This window comes from Pedobacter segetis, assembly GCF_016623585.1.
Classification (GTDB): Bacteria; Bacteroidota; Bacteroidia; order Sphingobacteriales; family Sphingobacteriaceae; genus Pseudopedobacter; species Pseudopedobacter segetis.
In genome coordinates this window covers 87,511-102,251 of record NZ_JAEHFY010000010.1, presented here as the reverse complement: position 1 = coordinate 102,251, position 14,741 = coordinate 87,511, and the positions used below count along the sequence as shown (strand labels likewise).

Below are 14,741 nucleotides of genomic sequence, written 5' to 3'. Positions count from 1 at the left end.
AATAAAGTATGCCGCTCCAATCCCTAACCCAAAACCTAAACATGGAAGATATAGCAATCATCAACAACAATTATTCTAAAAAAGCAGAAAAATTAGGGCAACTACCCCAAGAATGGCTCAATTTAATTTATAAAGAAAGCTGGTTTAAACTATTTGTGCCCAAAAATTTGAACGGTTTGGGCTGCACTTTACCAAACGGTTTAAAGATCCAAGAGAACTTGGCCAACAAAGATGGAAGTTTAGGGTGGACCATCACTTTATGCGCCGGAGCAGCTTGGTTTGTTGGTTTTCTGGATCGGGCTTTGGCCAAAGAAGTTTTCTCTGATCCAAAGGTTTGTTTGGCGGGCAGTGGTTTTGTGGGTGGTACGGCCAATTTAGTTGGTGATAAATACCAAATCAGCGGAAACTGGACTTATGCTAGCGGGGCGTTGCATGCCACCCATTTAACCGCAAATTGCGAAATGCTAAAAGATGGTCAACACGTTTTTGATAGTAAAGGAGAGAAGCAGATAAAAGCCTTTATTTTAAAAAGAGAAGAGGTAGAAATATTAGATGGCTGGCACTATATGGGGATGGTTGCAACAGGAAGCCACGCTTTTAAGGTCCATAATTTAGAGGTTCCTATCAACAGGTGCTTCGAGATTTTGCCCGAGAAAACAACGTTAGAAGACCCTGTTTTTAAATATCCATTTTTGCAATTGGCAGAAACAACTTTGGTTGCCAACGTTTTAGGGATAAGCTTACATTTTATGGATCTGGTATCAGCCTGTTTTGAAGAAAGAAACAAGGTTAGAAAACATGATCAGCAGCACTTAACATATTTTAAAGAATTAAAATACAAGCAACAACAAAACATCTTGAACGCAAAAGCCGCATTTTATGCTATTGTAGATAGATCTTGGGAAGAATTGGTTCAAAATAGCATTATAAGTTTACAAACGCTAAAAATGGTTAGCAAATGCAGTAGAGATTTAGCGCAAATTTGCAGGGAAGCCACCTCAAAATTACACCCGTTTGCGGGTTTAGAAGCTGCTAAAAACCATACCGAGATAAATAGGGTTTGGCGAGACCTAAACACCGTTAGCCAACACGCCTTATTGATATTTCCTTTTTAAAATGCCCTGAAGCGCAATTTAAAACGGCAATCCTATACCAAATTGTATTTGTGATAAAGAATATCTATCAGGGCCGTTGGTAATGGCGTAATTATCTTTAAAAGCTTTTTTGGCACTTCTGTTAAACCAGTATTTATAAACGTATTGGTCCGATCCGCTAAATTGCGGATCTTTAAATTTAAAGCCTGCATCTAATCTAAATACAAAGAAAGAAACATCAAACCTAAGCCCAAAGCCGGTGCCAATGGCGGTTTGATCAAATAACTTGTTAAATTTAATTTGGCCGCCTTGTAAACCATTGCCTCTTAATTGCCAAACGTTACCAAAATCTATAAAAGTTGCACCTTTAACCTTAGCCCCAAAAAAATTATCCAATAGCTTAAACCGATACTCTATGTTCCCCTCAAATTTAATATCGCCAAGTTGATCAAGGTTTCTAAGATTTGCCCTTACAGAATCACTGGCCAAAGATGCCCTGTTATAGTTCCCAGGGCCCAAAGTCCTGGCCTGCCAAGCCCTAATCCCGGTAGAACCACCGGCAAAAAACTGTTTCTCAAACGGTAAGCTTTTTACGTTGCCATAAGAATACCCCAAACCAGGGTTTAACCTTAAGATAAGCTGTTTTTCTCCCCCCAAAGATTTATAAAACCTAACATCTGTTTCTAATTTCGCAAATTGATAGTAAGGAACACCGAATAGCGTTTTTTGCCCGTCGCTGTTTTTGTTGTTGCTTAAATTGCCAATTAATGCGGCAGAATTACCCCCAACTTCTATATTGCCAGAAAAGAAGGTAAAATTATTATATGACGTTAATTTTGATAAATTTAAGGTGTAATTATAATAACTGCTAGAGATTAACTGAGAGCGTAGGGTAAATAAGAAAAACGCATTTCCTTGATCAATTAAATTTTGTACCAAAGCGGGGTTAATGTCTGCTAAAGAGTATTGTACGTTTACGGGTGTAAAAGAGTGGAGTTTGTTTTTTGTCTCTACCCAATCGTAGGTTAGGTTTGCGCCCAAACTTTTTCTTAGGTAATTGTCCCTTAACTTGTAAACTTGGTAGCTGGTGCCTATCCTTGTACGTGGAATGCCGTTTCTGCCCAGTTCTGGAAAATTAAAAGGAGTGATTAACCTCGGAAAACTTAAACTAACACCCACTTGGTAATCCCTGCTCAATAACCTATCTGATAAATTGCCAGATAGCTTTTTATCAAATTGTAAACCGCCCCTTAATTTTACTTCAAACAGTTCTGCACCACCAAAAATGTTTCTGTTTTGATAGGTTAAGCCTAGGTTAACACCTGTTATGCTGCTGTTAAAGGTGTACTCGCCCTCTAACCTATTGGTTTTTTTCTTTAGAGGAACAATATCAATTAAGCCGGCAAGCGTCCTGGCTGTGCTATCGCCAACTTTTCTATAATCAACACTAATGCTTTTAAAGGCATTCATATCAAAAAAACGTTGGGTGGTAAGTTCAGAATTTTCAATGTTGTATAGCTCTCCTTTTTTAAGGAATATATAGCTCTTTAATTTTTTTGGTTTAAAGAACCTAGAATAATCAAAAAAGTGATACTGTGAATCTAAAACCGCTGTGTCTCTTTGCATCCCTTTTGTAATGATGCCACTACTAGGTTGTATGCGGATATAGGTATCTTTTAAGGTGTAGGTAAAATGTTTGTTAGCGTTAGGAGGGTTCAAGATCTCTATTTTCACATCGGCAACGCCTTTGTTAAAATTAGTGTCAACCGTTGGCCTCATATATTGGCGTATATAATCATAATAGCCGTTTTTCCTCATCATTAGATAAATCTGCTCTCTCTCATAGGCTAGGCTATCGGTGTCGTATCTTTTTCCAGAATCTATCTTTGTGAATTTTTTCCTATTGGCTAGGTACAAGGCTTTAACCGTGGTATCGGGAATGTCAAAAGATAAATTCCTGAATTTGAATTCTGTACCCATTTTGGCATTATAAATTACCGATGCTTTTTTGTTCTTAATATAGATGCTATCCGTAACTTTTGCGTTCAAATACCCTTTTATGTTTAAGAACTTCTCTATTTGTACGCGAGATGCTTCTACCAAAGCGCTATCTAAAATATGTGGCGCTTCGCCCAGTTTCTTTTTGCCCTTTTTATTTAAGGTATTATAAATGAAAAGATTAAATTTAGAGTTTGGCCTAACTTCTAGGGCAACGTAACCCTTAGCCTGTTCTGCAAATTGATCATTTACGCCATTTACTTCAAGTTTGGTAACTAAAGCTTGGTTTTTATCTAATCTTCTGGTAGATCTACAGCCTAGGGTTATAAAGGTTAAAAATAGTATTATTGCAGAAGGATAAGATATATATGCTTTCAAAGTCTCAGTTAAGTTTAGTAAAATCACTTCATCAAAAAAAGTATCGTAAAGAAAACCATCTTTTTTTTGTAGAAGGCGTTAAAGCGGTAACAGAGTTTTTAAACTCTGGTTTTTCGCTGCATTCCATTTATACAGTTTCAGAATTAGTTTCAAAATTGCCTAATTTATCTCATAAACAAAAAGTTTTTGAAGTTAGTATAAATGAATTAGAAAAAATAAGTGCATTGCAAAGCCCACAAGGTGTTTTAGCGGTGTTTGAAATACCGAAGGAAAAGGGTTTTGATATGGATAAGGTAGATGATTTGGTTATTGTTTTGGATGGAGTGCAGGATCCGGGAAATATGGGTACCATTATCCGCACCGCAGATTGGTTTGGTTTCAAAAAAATGGTCTGTTCTAAAGATACGGTAGAAATATATAATCCAAAAGTTGTGCAAGCAAGTATGGGTTCTTTGGCAAGGGTAACTGTTAGCTATTTGGATCTGGATACTTTATTTGCGAATAATGCACTACCAGTTTATGGCACATTGCTAAACGGAGATAATATTTTTGGCTATAATTTTAGTGAAAAGGGTTTTTTGGTTTTCGGTAATGAGGGTAAAGGGATTTCTGAAGAAATTAAAGGGTTTATCAACAAAGCGGTAACCATACCCGGGGGTACAAACACAGAATCTTTAAACGTGAGTATATCCGCAGCTATTTGCTGTGCAGAAGTGCGCAGAAATATGTTCAAATAAGTTGCCTTCTATTAAAATTTTACTATTTTTGCACTCCTTAAAGTAAAAGGGTCGAGTGGCCGAGTGGCTAGGCAGAGGTCTGCAAAACCTTCTACAGCGGTTCGAATCCGCTCTCGACCTCATTTAAAAATTTAATAAAAAAAAGTCATGGCAGTAACTCGTTTAAAAAGAAAAGACAGAAGAAATAAAACAGTTTCTCGCTTGGAAGTACAATTTCTAAAAAACGCTACAAACATAGAAAAAGGTAGCCGTTCAACAGAACCTAAGAATAGCCAAGTGATAAAAAATAATGCAGTACTAGCTTCATTATCTAAATAATTTTTCTAGTTCTTACGGATTATCCTGTTTATCGGCCGGTAAACAGGTTTTTTTGTTTTAAAGAGTTTCGGCCAATATCAAACCTTCTTTTAAAGAATAGGTACAGGTGGTTACTTTTTCTATATTTCCTATACCCATAGTGTACTGTGTAAGTATAGCTGCCATCAAAACCATATCGGTTCTTAAAGGGATCAAACCTTCTAAATTTTCTCTTTGTTGATGGTTACTCCTGATAATCTCATTCAACAGTTCATTAAACTGATCAATCTGGAATTGATAATCACGTTGTAAGGCAGCATCAAATAATTCGTTCTTTCTTGTTGCAATGATATTTGCGAAAGAATCAAAAGAACCCGCAGTGCCTATCAGTTCTCTTGGATGATGTTTTTCTATCGCTTTTTTTAGATCGTAGATTTTTTTCTCAAATAATCGATGCAATTCAATCACGGTTTCATCAGAAATAGCAGCATCGTTATGGTAAAAATCTGCTAACAACCTTGCAGCACCTAATTGATAGCTGTTCTTAAAAAATATTTCGTTTTGGTTGCAAATAATAAATTCTACGCTTCCACCGCCAATATCCATAATTAGCGAAGTCTCTTGGCTTAAAACACCTGCACCTTTTGCACCATTATAAATATATTCTGCCTCTTTTAAACCATCTATCAAATTGATCTTTATACCAGATTTCAGAAAGGCTTCGTCAATAAATTGTTGCCCGTTGGCAGCATCCCTTACCGCAGCAGTTGCGGTTGCAAAAACATATCCCAAACCAAATTCTTTCAATTCTTCTCGATAAAGAATAAGTGCATCTATACCTCTTTTATAAGCGGTTTCTGCGATATATCCTTTATTTACGCCGCCCTCTCCCAATTTAACGGCAATGGTGTTTTTATGGATTACCTTAATATTACTGGCTTTATCAACTTCGGCAATCAGTAGATGGAAAGTGTTTGTCCCAATGTCTATTACTGCTTTTTTAGAGGGCATATTTTATGGTTTTTGATGATAGGTACCATTAGCTTTGTTTTGTAATATTTTGCGAACGGGTAGGTTAAAGAAATTGTGAAATTAATGAAAAACCCTTCTTGCTGCGCAATAAATCTAGCAAAATTATGGGCACCTGTTTAAATTTGTATGTTGAGAATACTTATATCTTAATTTTTGAACGAAATAAAACGAACTAATAAGGATAGTTGGCATCGCCAATTAATTAATAAAGACTGTTAAATTTATTTTATTTTTTACTTGACTTATTAAAACAAGCAAACCATTCCCTAAACTTTTATGATTGCCCTTAAACCTTCTTTTTGATACAAAAAGTTAATGTAATGCTTTAAGATCAAAAATTAATTAGGTTGTATCTCTTATTTTCGAGAGAAAAGCGAAGTGCTTGTTTTAAAATTAACGATTTGTATCTTTACTAGAAATAAAAATCATGGATCAACTTTTTCGTAAAATTTACAATCATCCGCTTTTTACTTCTACAGATATGCTGGAAATCGTTTCGCTGCATAAGAGGGTAATCTTACCGAAAAATAGTTTTTTATTGGAGGAAGGAAAAACCGCCAACGCCTACTACCTGATAGAAAAAGGTTTGATACGTTTTTACGTCCATGATTATAACGGCAATGAAATCACCACACAGTTTATCTGCGAAAATGAAATAGCGAACGAAGTTTCATCTCTTTTTCAACGCATACCTTCCATCCAAAATATCCAGGCGGTTACCGATGCAGTAGTTTGGAAAATAGATTTCGAAGATTTTCAACATTTATACCATACCATGGAATCGGTAAGGGAATGGGGCCGGGAGTGGATGTCGGCACAACTCTTTCAGATACAGCAACGTTCTATAGAAATGATTACCCAATCTGCCTCTTCCCGTTACCTGCATCTGATGGAGTACCGGCCGCAAATCATTCAACAGGCACCTTTAAAACAAATAGCTTCTTATCTCGGCATTGCCGATACCTCTCTCAGTCGCATCCGTAAGGAAATTGTTGTTTCCTAACATTTCTTGACTTATGTAAAGTGCTTTCACATTTTCTGCTTTTATTTTTGGTAAAGCAAATAATCAAAATGAAACACTTAAAAACCATCTCTTTTTCTATCCAGATTAAAGCTAACCGCAAAAAAGTTTGGAAGGTACTTTGGAACCCTGAAACCTATAAAAAATGGACGGGCGTATTTGCCGAAGGCAGCCATTACGAAGGCGAGCTGAAACAAGGCAATACGATACATTTTTTGGGGAGTGGTAGTGATGGCATGATAGCTATTATCGAAAAAATGGTAGAAAACGAACAGATGGTTTTTTCCCATCAAAGGGAGGTGAAAAACGGCGTAGAAACCGATTCGCTGTGGCAAGGTGCAAAGGAAATTTATTATCTAAAAGAAGAAACCGGTACCAGTACAGAATTGCAGGTAATTATGGATGTTACCCAAGATATGGAGGAATACTTTAGTAAAGTTTTTCCTGAAGCGCTGAGGCTGGTTAAGCAAATTGCCGAACAATAATATATCGCTAAATAATAGACAGACAATAAAGTTTTTTTACGATAATTTATTGGATAGATTAATCCTAAAGTTTTATAGACTAACAATAAAAAAATATTTCAACTCATCAAAACCAAACAACATGCAAAAGATAATTCCAAATCTCTGGTTTGACGGCAATGCAAAAGAAGCCGCCGAATATTACCTCTCTGTTTTCAAAGACGCTAAAATGATTAATACCACTTACTATCCTTCAACAGAAGCAGAAGGACTGGCAGATTTTCAAAAGGATTTTGCCGGCAAAGTTTTAACGGTTGAGTTTGAGGTTTTAGGGATGCGGTTTATTGGCATAAATGCCGGACCGATGTTTAAATTTAATGAAGCAATTTCATTAATGATACCCTGCAAAGACCAGGCAGAAATTGACTATTACTGGAATGCGCTCACCGCAAATGGTGGCGAAGAAAGTGTTTGCGGCTGGTTAAAAGACAAATACGGATTAAGCTGGCAGGTATGTCCAGAAAACTGGGAAGAACTGAGCAAAAAACCAGGCGCATTCAAAAAAATGATGGGCATGAAAAAATTCATCATTGCTGATTTTTAAAAACGCTTTACTCATGAAGAAAAACAATTTATTAAGCATGAACAATGTGGGCATCGTGGTAAAATCACTTGATGATGCAATTTCATTTTTCATGGAACTTGGGCTCAAATTAGAGGGACGGGGAATGGTTGAAGGAGAATGGGCCGGGAAAGTAACCGGGCTGGGAAATCAAACCGTAGAAATTGCAATGATGGTTACGCCCGATGGACACAGCCGGCTTGAACTTTCCAGATTTTTAACACCTGCAACTATTTCGGACCATAGAACTGCGCCTGTAAACTCACTCGGTTATCTTCGGGTAATGTTCGCCGTTGACAATATCGACGAGTTGGTAGCCCGGTTGATTAAGAATGGTGCTGAACTGGTTGGCGAAATTGTTCAGTATGAAAACGTATATCGGCTTTGCTACATTCGTGGTGTGGAAGGGCTTTTAATTGGGCTTGCGGAAGAATTATCGAAAAAATAATCAATAACATAATATGGCGAACGGAAACTTTATCACCGGCAGATAAAGACTTATTAATTAATCTGAAAATCTCAAAAATAAAAATTGAAAAAAACAAAGTTATGAACCACAATCCCACGCCGGTAACCGTAGTGATAACCGGTAAAATTAAACCCGGCAAAATGGCGATGGCAAAACGAGAGCTTGAAGCGAACATCAAGATAGTAATGGCCAAAGAGCCGGCCTGCCACGGCATCCGTGTGTATGATGACCCAAAAAACCCGCAACAATTATTAATCATCGAAAATTGGGACAGCGAAGAAGTCTTTAACGGGCCTCACATGCAAACTCCTCACATGCAAACATTTTTTAAAAAGGCCGAAGAATTTCTTGATGGAGAAGCAGGGTTTCGCTTCTGGCATGAAATCATAACATCAAATCAATAAAAAATAAACAGATGAAAACGAGCATTTTTGTAGCAATTACCGCAAATGGGCAAATCTCAAATTCAAGAAATGTTGCCGATTGGTTATCGCCGGAATACGGACAGGGACTTTTTACCATTTGCCAAAAATATAAGGCGGTTATTATGGGCAAAACCACCTATAATATACTTGCACCAAATTATCTGCCTCTTACAAACGAAGGAACAACGGTTGTTTTAACAACAGACAAACAGGCAAAATCTGATAATCCAACAGTAGTTTTTACTCAAAAAAACTCATCTGAAATAGTTCAAATGCTTATAGAAAAAGGACACAAGGAAGCAGTGATTATTGGTGGAACTATGACGATGAGCGAATTTATAAATGCAGGATTAGTAGATGATATTTATCTGGTGATGGAACCTGTAATTTTTGGAAGCGGATTGCCCCTTTTAAAAAACGTAGAACTCGAATTAAAACTCAACTTATTGGAAGTAAAAAAATTGAATGACAATACCGTTCAGCTACACTACAAAGTACAAAAGCAATCTTAAAAAAAACGATTAAAAGCATAGGATGAGAAAAGTAATTGCAGCAATAAACACCACCATTGATGGTATTTGCGACCATACCGCAGGAATTCCGGATGAGGAAATACATCAGCATTATACAGAACTACTGGGGCAGGGAGGCGTAATGCTGTATGGCAGAACAACCTATCAATTGATGGAATTTTGGCGGACAGTTTTAGAAAATCCTTCTGAAGAAAAATCAATGAATGATTTTGCGGTGGCTATTAACGAAATTCCAAAACTTGTATTTTCTAACACGCTTAAAAATATAGATTGGAAAAGTGCAAAACTGGCAAACCGAAGCCTTGAAGATGAAGTGGGTGCACTCAAAAAACAAACAGGTAAAGCTATTTTTGTTGGGAGCAGGAGTTTAATTATACAGCTCATGAAACTTAACCTGATTGATGAATACCAGCTTTGCGTACACCCTGTTGTTGCAGGAAATGGTTTGCCATTATTTGAAGGTATTAACCACAGAACAGTTTTTAAACTCATCAAAACCAAGAATTTTAAAAGCGGGGCAATAACGCTCTACTATCAACCGATTACAAAAATACAATGAGCTTTAGCGCTCTACTATCAACCGATTACAAAAATACAATGAGCTTTAGCTTTTTGCTTTAAGCCTTAAGCTTTTACATAAATCAATAAAATAAACATCATGGACACAGCAGCATCAAAAAAATTGGAAATCATCATCCCGGCTTACCGGATGCATTCGCAAAGTTTCAGAAACGCTTTAGACGGTATTACCGAAGAAGCCGCATTGAAACGTATCGACAACAACACCAACCACGTCATTTGGATGACGGGAAACTTAGTGAGTTGCCGTTATTGGATTGGCAATATGTTGGGTATAGACGACAAAGACCCTTACAATGATTTGTTTAAAGAAGGCAGGGCTTTGGATGAAAGTCTCGACTATCCCACATTGGAAAAACTAAAGAAAAGTTTCGAGGCCATATCGCCAAAAAATTATCAAAAATTGTTAACCGCAACTGACGAAGATTTGGATAAAGCTTATTCTTTTGGGATGAATGTGCCCTTTATTAAAGAAAACGTATTGAACATGATTGGGATGTGCATAGCCAGGGAAGATTATCTATTTGGCCAAATAGGCCTGATGCGCAAACTACTGGGCTTAAAAGGGATGAGCTATGATATAGATAAAAACCTGACTTATTAAAAATTAAAGAGATAAATTAAACCATCATTTAAAAAAAAGAAAATGAAGAAAGAAAAAATAATATTCTGGACAGCAACAACCATCATCGCTTTATTTGAAGGGCTACTCCCAGCATTGACTTCACAAACAGAATTAGCAAAAGAAGGAATTAGACATTTGGGTTATCCCGAATATTTTGGAAACGCATTGGTTGTTTTTAAAATTTTAGGCGTATTGGCATTGATGATTCCAAAAGTCCCGAAACGAATAAAAGAATGGGCCTATGCAGGCTTTGCCTTTGATTTCATTTTTGCAACAATTAGTCATGCAGCAGTTGACGGGGTAAATGGGCAAACTTTCTTTCCCTTAATCGTCTTCGGAATTTTAGCCGTTTCATACATTTACTATCATAAATTAAACGCCATTAAAAACTAAGCATTATGTCGTTTCAAGCATACATAGACAATATCAAAACCAAGACTGGTAAAACACCGGCTGACTTTAAAAAAATGGCAGAGGAAAAGGATTTTATCATTGATGGAAAACTTAATCCTAAAATAAAGGCAACAGAAGTTACCAATTGGCTTAAAGAAGAATTTGGATTAGGACACGGACACACCATGGCTATTTACGCAACATTTAAAGAGAAAACCGAGTGATAAGAAAACAGCTAACATCAATTTGGCAATATAACTGCCGAATTGCTTAAACCAATTAAATGAGGACATAGATAAAAATCTAACCTATTGAAATTATTAAAAAACAAATTAGGGATTTAAAAACCCACCTTTTAAAAATATAGAATATATGGGAAAAATAATTTCATTTATGCACATATCGTTAGACGGTTTTGTAGCCGGGCCAAAGGGAGAGATGAACTGGATTAAGGTTAATGAAGAAATTTTTGACCACGTAGCAATGCGAATTGGCAAAAGCGATACTGCCCTTTACGGAAGGGTTACTTATCAGATGATGGAAAACTACTGGCCCACCGCAGCAGATAAACCAAGTGCAAGTAAACACGATATGGAACATTCAAAATGGTACAATAAAGCTCAAAAAGTTGTTTTATCAAAAACAATGAAAGGTGCGGTTTTGAATAACACACAAATTATTAGCGATAACCTTTCTGAAAGAATAAATGAATTAAAACAACAGTCGGGTAAAGAGATGCTGCTTTTCGGTAGCCCGTCAGCTACGCATTCATTGATGCAACACAACTTAATTGACGGTTACTGGTTATTTGTGAACCCCATTATTCTTGGACAAGGTATTCCATTGTTTGAAGACCTCAAACACAAAACAACATTAAAACTATTAACTACCAAACAATTTACTTGTGGTGTAACTGAACTTAATTATATAATTGAATCATAAAAACAACAAAATCATGGCAACTGTAAACACCTATTTAATTTTTGATGGCAATTGCGAGGCAGCTTTCAATTTTTACAAATCTGCTTTTGGCAAAGAATTTAGCGGCATAAACCGGTTTGGCGAAATGCCTCCCCAAGATGGAACGTCTCCGCTCTCTGAGGATTTAAAAAACAGGATTATGCATGTGAGCCTGCCCATAAGTGAAGAAACAATTTTGATGGGGAGCGATAATATGCCAGGCATGAGCCCTGATTTAATTACAGGCAACAATTTCTCCATTTCGGTTGGTGTAAACTCTAAAGAGGAAGCCGACAAATTATTTGCTGCCCTATCGGCCGGAGGAAATGTTACCATGCCTTTGGAGGTTACTTTTTGGAATGCTTATTTTGGGATGTGGACGGATAAATTCGGCATCAATTGGATGATTAATTACGATTTGCCGAAGTAAGCAATAAGTGGTAAACCCTAAATTTTAAACTATGGTTGAAGTATTTAAAACAAATGTTAAAGATCATGTGCAAGCAAATTTTCTATTATATCAGTTAAACAAAAGTTTTCCAGCTTATGAAATCAATTTTGACTTGGAAGATTGCGATAACATTCTTAGGATAGAATCATATACCAAAACTATTGATGCCTCACAAATTGTTGATATACTCAACAGCCATGGCTTTATCGCTCAAATACTTCCGGATATTGTAGAATATACCCAATAAATGTGAATGTTTTATCATCAATAACCAACCTTAGATAAAAGAAATTGAGGTTCTTTAAAAGTGGAATGTTTTATTAAAAAGCATTTTCAACTAAATTTTTTCTTAACCGAGGGTACAGAAAACCAAATAAAAGCACATAAAAACCATCAAATAAAAACCCAAAAATCATGAGAATAGTAAACCCTTGGATTAATTTTAACGGTAATGCCGAAGAGGCATTTACTTTCTATAAATCAGTTTTTGGTGGAGAATTCACTAAGATTATCCGTTTTAAAGATTTAGCAGGCACTGATTTTTCGATAGCCAAAAAAGAAGCCAATAAAATCATGCACATTGCTTTGCCAATAGGTAATAACAACACATTAATGGGCAATGATGTCCCAGAGATTATGGGACCAACAAACGAGAACGAAAATCGGTCTAAAATTTCAGTCAGTACAGAAAGCCGTGAAGATGCAGATAAAATTTTTAAAGGATTATCTGCTGGTGGAAATGTGGAGGGCAATATGGATGAAAGCCCTTGGGGAACATACGCTGGGATGTTTAGGGACAAATATGGTATCGAGTGGATCGTAGAGTTTAACCCAGATAAAAACAGAGAAAATGAAACAAAAAAAAGCAAAATAACTCCAGCACTTTGGTTTCACACTCAAAACGGAAAAATGGAACACGTTACGGATTATTACTCTAAAATATTTGAGAATAACTTTATGGCAAACCAACCGATGCCTTTGGGCGAAACACCTAGTGGTTATGCCGAAATGTGCAATATCAAACTTTTTGGGAACGATTATTTATGGATGACTACCGCTGTTGAGCATCATAAATTTAATGACACCTTTGCAGTAATGATCCATTGTAAAGACCAAGCAGAAATAGACAAATATTGGGATTATTTTACACGTGAAGGCAAAGAATCTATGTGCGGATGGTGTATGGATAAATTTGGATTGCGTTGGCAGATCATTCCAGAAAATTTGGGAGCATTGATGAGCAAACCCAATGCAGGGCAGGTAATGGGCAGGCAGAAAAAAATAGTGATCAAAGAATATATGCAATAGATCTAAATATTTAAAATAGTGCAGAAATAATTCTTGAACTTTAATAATCAAAATAAACATTTTTATTTTAATCATCATGAGCAATAAAGTAACCTTGCACCGAGTGCTAACCGCCTCTCCCGAAAAAGTATTCCGGGCTTTTTCTAACCCAGATGCCTATGCTTCATGGCTTCCGCCTTATGGGTTTATCTGTAAAGTACACCAGATGGAGTTTGAGGTAGGGGGAAGCTATAAGATGTCTTTCCTCAATTTCTCTATGGGTAATTCCCATTCTTTTTGGGGAGAATTCTTAGAGATCAAAACCAACGAACTCATCAAATATACCGATCGTTTTGATGACCCTAATTTACCCGGTGAGATGATCACTACCGTACAACTTAGAAAAGTGATGTGCGGAACAGAGCTTCATATTGTGCAAGAGGGAATACCTGATGCAATACCAACAGAAATGTGCTATTTGGGTTGGCAAGAATCTTTGGAAAAACTAAAAAAACTGGTAGAACCCCTAATACCAGACGCGTAACATAAATATCTTTTGCCGTTAGGCGATTGATAAATCTGCATTAGGCCGATAACCGACAAAAGTTTAGTTTAGAAAACATAAATCCTCATAATAATGCTATAAACTATGAAGAAGACAATTTTTGTAACTTTAATAACTGCGATAAGCTTTTTTATTGGTTTCGCATTTAGGGCAATTTCAACAACAGCTAATAACAAAAATGAAATGAAAAGAGTAACAGGAATTGGAGGCATCTTTTTTAAATGTAAAGACCCAAAAAAAGTAACAGAGTGGTATCAAAAGCACCTTGGTTTAGATACCAACCCTTATGGAGCAACTTTTGAGTGGTATGAAAGGCCAGATAGCACCACCAAAGCACAAACCCAATGGACACCTTTTGCCGAGACAACAAAATATTTTGAACCCTCCGATAAAGATTTTATGATAAATTATCGGGTCGAAAACTTAGAAACGCTAGTAGAGCAATTAAAAAAGGAAGGCGTTACCTTTGTTGATAGTATAGAAACATTCGATTATGGTAAGTTTGTGCATATACTTGATACAGAGGGGAACAAAATCGAACTATGGGAACCTATTGATTAAATTAAAAGAAAGCGGTTTAATTAAAAAGAGGCTATTTGTTAAGATAGCCTCTTTTGATAGGGCGGACGATGGGGCTCGAACCCACGACCCCCGGCACCACAAACCAGTGCTCTAACCAACTGAGCTACGACCGCCATTTGTTTTAGTGGATTGCAAAAATAATCTATTAATTATACTATTCAAATTTTTTGATTTCTTTTTGAGCGTTTTTAGCCTATCGGGTTGATTTATTGTGATATAAAATTATATA

Annotated in this window: 21 protein-coding genes and 2 tRNA genes; 20 read left to right on the top strand and 3 right to left on the bottom strand. The window is 36.5% G+C overall.

Annotated elements, in window-relative coordinates; all coding sequences use genetic code 11:
- Positions 1–41 precede the first annotated feature (41 nt).
- Positions 42–1,115 carry an acyl-CoA dehydrogenase family protein gene (locus I5M32_RS08590; protein WP_200585816.1) on the top strand — a complete coding sequence of 358 codons (1,074 nt, stop codon included), beginning with the start codon at positions 42–44 and terminating at the stop codon, positions 1,113–1,115.
- A gap of 18 nt (positions 1,116–1,133) precedes the next feature.
- Here I5M32_RS08590 and tamL read toward each other — a convergent pair whose 3' ends face one another.
- Positions 1,134–3,470 (bottom strand): translocation and assembly module lipoprotein TamL, encoded by a 2,337-nt coding sequence (tamL, locus tag I5M32_RS08585; protein WP_234461906.1) that lies wholly within the window; start codon positions 3,468–3,470, stop codon positions 1,134–1,136.
- On the opposite strand from tamL, the gene I5M32_RS08580 reads away from it, so the two are divergent.
- From I5M32_RS08580 to I5M32_RS08570, 3 genes are all read left to right on the top strand, one after another.
- Positions 3,461–4,207 (top strand): TrmH family RNA methyltransferase, encoded by a 747-nt coding sequence (locus tag I5M32_RS08580; protein ID WP_200585815.1) that lies wholly within the window; start codon positions 3,461–3,463, stop codon positions 4,205–4,207. The genes tamL and I5M32_RS08580 overlap by 10 nt on opposite strands.
- A gap of 49 nt (positions 4,208–4,256) precedes the next feature.
- Positions 4,257–4,327 (top strand) — tRNA-Cys (locus I5M32_RS08575).
- 27 nt (positions 4,328–4,354) lie between these two features.
- Positions 4,355–4,525 (top strand): spore protein, encoded by a 171-nt coding sequence (locus tag I5M32_RS08570; RefSeq protein WP_200585814.1) that lies wholly within the window; start codon positions 4,355–4,357, stop codon positions 4,523–4,525.
- A 57-nt stretch (positions 4,526–4,582) separates the two neighbouring features.
- Here the strand turns inward: I5M32_RS08570 and I5M32_RS08565 are convergent, their stop codons facing one another.
- Positions 4,583–5,515 (bottom strand): Ppx/GppA phosphatase family protein, encoded by a 933-nt coding sequence (locus tag I5M32_RS08565; protein WP_200585813.1) that lies wholly within the window; start codon positions 5,513–5,515, stop codon positions 4,583–4,585.
- A 448-nt stretch (positions 5,516–5,963) separates the two neighbouring features.
- Here I5M32_RS08565 and I5M32_RS08560 point away from each other — a divergent pair, with 448 nt between their 5' ends.
- The 16 genes from I5M32_RS08560 to I5M32_RS08485 all read left to right on the top strand — a co-directional run bounded on the left by I5M32_RS08560 (position 5,964) and on the right by I5M32_RS08485 (position 14,491).
- Positions 5,964–6,539: a Crp/Fnr family transcriptional regulator gene (locus I5M32_RS08560; protein ID WP_200585812.1), complete on the top strand. Its 576-nt coding sequence runs from the start codon at positions 5,964–5,966 to the stop codon at positions 6,537–6,539.
- 68 nt (positions 6,540–6,607) lie between these two features.
- Complete coding sequence (locus I5M32_RS08555) at positions 6,608–7,042, top strand: SRPBCC family protein (protein ID WP_200585811.1); 435 nt, start codon at positions 6,608–6,610, stop codon at positions 7,040–7,042.
- 121 nt (positions 7,043–7,163) lie between these two features.
- Positions 7,164–7,625, top strand: coding sequence for a VOC family protein (locus I5M32_RS08550; protein WP_200585810.1), 462 nt, complete (start codon positions 7,164–7,166; stop codon positions 7,623–7,625).
- Between the two features lie 13 nt (positions 7,626–7,638).
- Positions 7,639–8,091, top strand: a complete 453-nt coding sequence (locus I5M32_RS08545; RefSeq protein WP_200585809.1) for a VOC family protein — start codon at positions 7,639–7,641, stop codon at positions 8,089–8,091.
- Positions 8,092–8,192: 101 nt separating this feature from the next.
- Positions 8,193–8,516 (top strand): putative quinol monooxygenase, encoded by a 324-nt coding sequence (locus I5M32_RS08540; protein WP_200585808.1) that lies wholly within the window; start codon positions 8,193–8,195, stop codon positions 8,514–8,516.
- Positions 8,517–8,527: 11 nt separating this feature from the next.
- The gene (locus tag I5M32_RS08535) at positions 8,528–9,049 is read left to right on the top strand and encodes a dihydrofolate reductase family protein (protein WP_200585807.1); all 522 of its coding nucleotides are present in this window, start codon (positions 8,528–8,530) and stop codon (positions 9,047–9,049) included.
- A gap of 22 nt (positions 9,050–9,071) precedes the next feature.
- Positions 9,072–9,629: a dihydrofolate reductase family protein gene (locus I5M32_RS08530; protein ID WP_200585806.1), complete on the top strand. Its 558-nt coding sequence runs from the start codon at positions 9,072–9,074 to the stop codon at positions 9,627–9,629.
- 99 nt (positions 9,630–9,728) lie between these two features.
- A complete protein-coding gene (locus tag I5M32_RS08525; RefSeq protein WP_200585805.1) occupies positions 9,729–10,253 on the top strand; it encodes a DinB family protein in 525 nt (174 codons plus the stop codon).
- Positions 10,254–10,295: 42 nt separating this feature from the next.
- Positions 10,296–10,667, top strand: coding sequence for a DoxX family protein (locus I5M32_RS08520; protein ID WP_200585804.1), 372 nt, complete (start codon positions 10,296–10,298; stop codon positions 10,665–10,667).
- Positions 10,668–10,672: 5 nt separating this feature from the next.
- The gene (locus tag I5M32_RS08515) at positions 10,673–10,891 is read left to right on the top strand and encodes a DUF4287 domain-containing protein (protein WP_200585803.1); all 219 of its coding nucleotides are present in this window, start codon (positions 10,673–10,675) and stop codon (positions 10,889–10,891) included.
- A gap of 148 nt (positions 10,892–11,039) precedes the next feature.
- Positions 11,040–11,609 (top strand): dihydrofolate reductase family protein, encoded by a 570-nt coding sequence (locus I5M32_RS08510; protein WP_200585802.1) that lies wholly within the window; start codon positions 11,040–11,042, stop codon positions 11,607–11,609.
- A gap of 13 nt (positions 11,610–11,622) precedes the next feature.
- Positions 11,623–12,057: a VOC family protein gene (locus tag I5M32_RS08505; RefSeq protein WP_200585801.1), complete on the top strand. Its 435-nt coding sequence runs from the start codon at positions 11,623–11,625 to the stop codon at positions 12,055–12,057.
- Between the two features lie 31 nt (positions 12,058–12,088).
- Positions 12,089–12,325: a hypothetical protein gene (locus I5M32_RS08500; RefSeq protein WP_200585800.1), complete on the top strand. Its 237-nt coding sequence runs from the start codon at positions 12,089–12,091 to the stop codon at positions 12,323–12,325.
- Positions 12,326–12,492: 167 nt separating this feature from the next.
- Positions 12,493–13,386, top strand: a complete 894-nt coding sequence (locus I5M32_RS16930; protein ID WP_200585799.1) for a VOC family protein — start codon at positions 12,493–12,495, stop codon at positions 13,384–13,386.
- A 76-nt stretch (positions 13,387–13,462) separates the two neighbouring features.
- Positions 13,463–13,909, top strand: a complete 447-nt coding sequence (locus I5M32_RS08490) for an SRPBCC family protein (RefSeq protein ID WP_234461905.1) — start codon at positions 13,463–13,465, stop codon at positions 13,907–13,909.
- 105 nt (positions 13,910–14,014) lie between these two features.
- Positions 14,015–14,491, top strand: coding sequence for a VOC family protein (locus I5M32_RS08485; protein WP_200585798.1), 477 nt, complete (start codon positions 14,015–14,017; stop codon positions 14,489–14,491).
- A 60-nt stretch (positions 14,492–14,551) separates the two neighbouring features.
- On the opposite strand, the gene I5M32_RS08480 is transcribed toward I5M32_RS08485, so the two are convergent.
- A tRNA-His gene (locus I5M32_RS08480) sits at positions 14,552–14,625 on the bottom strand.
- Positions 14,626–14,741: the final 116 nt, after the last annotated feature.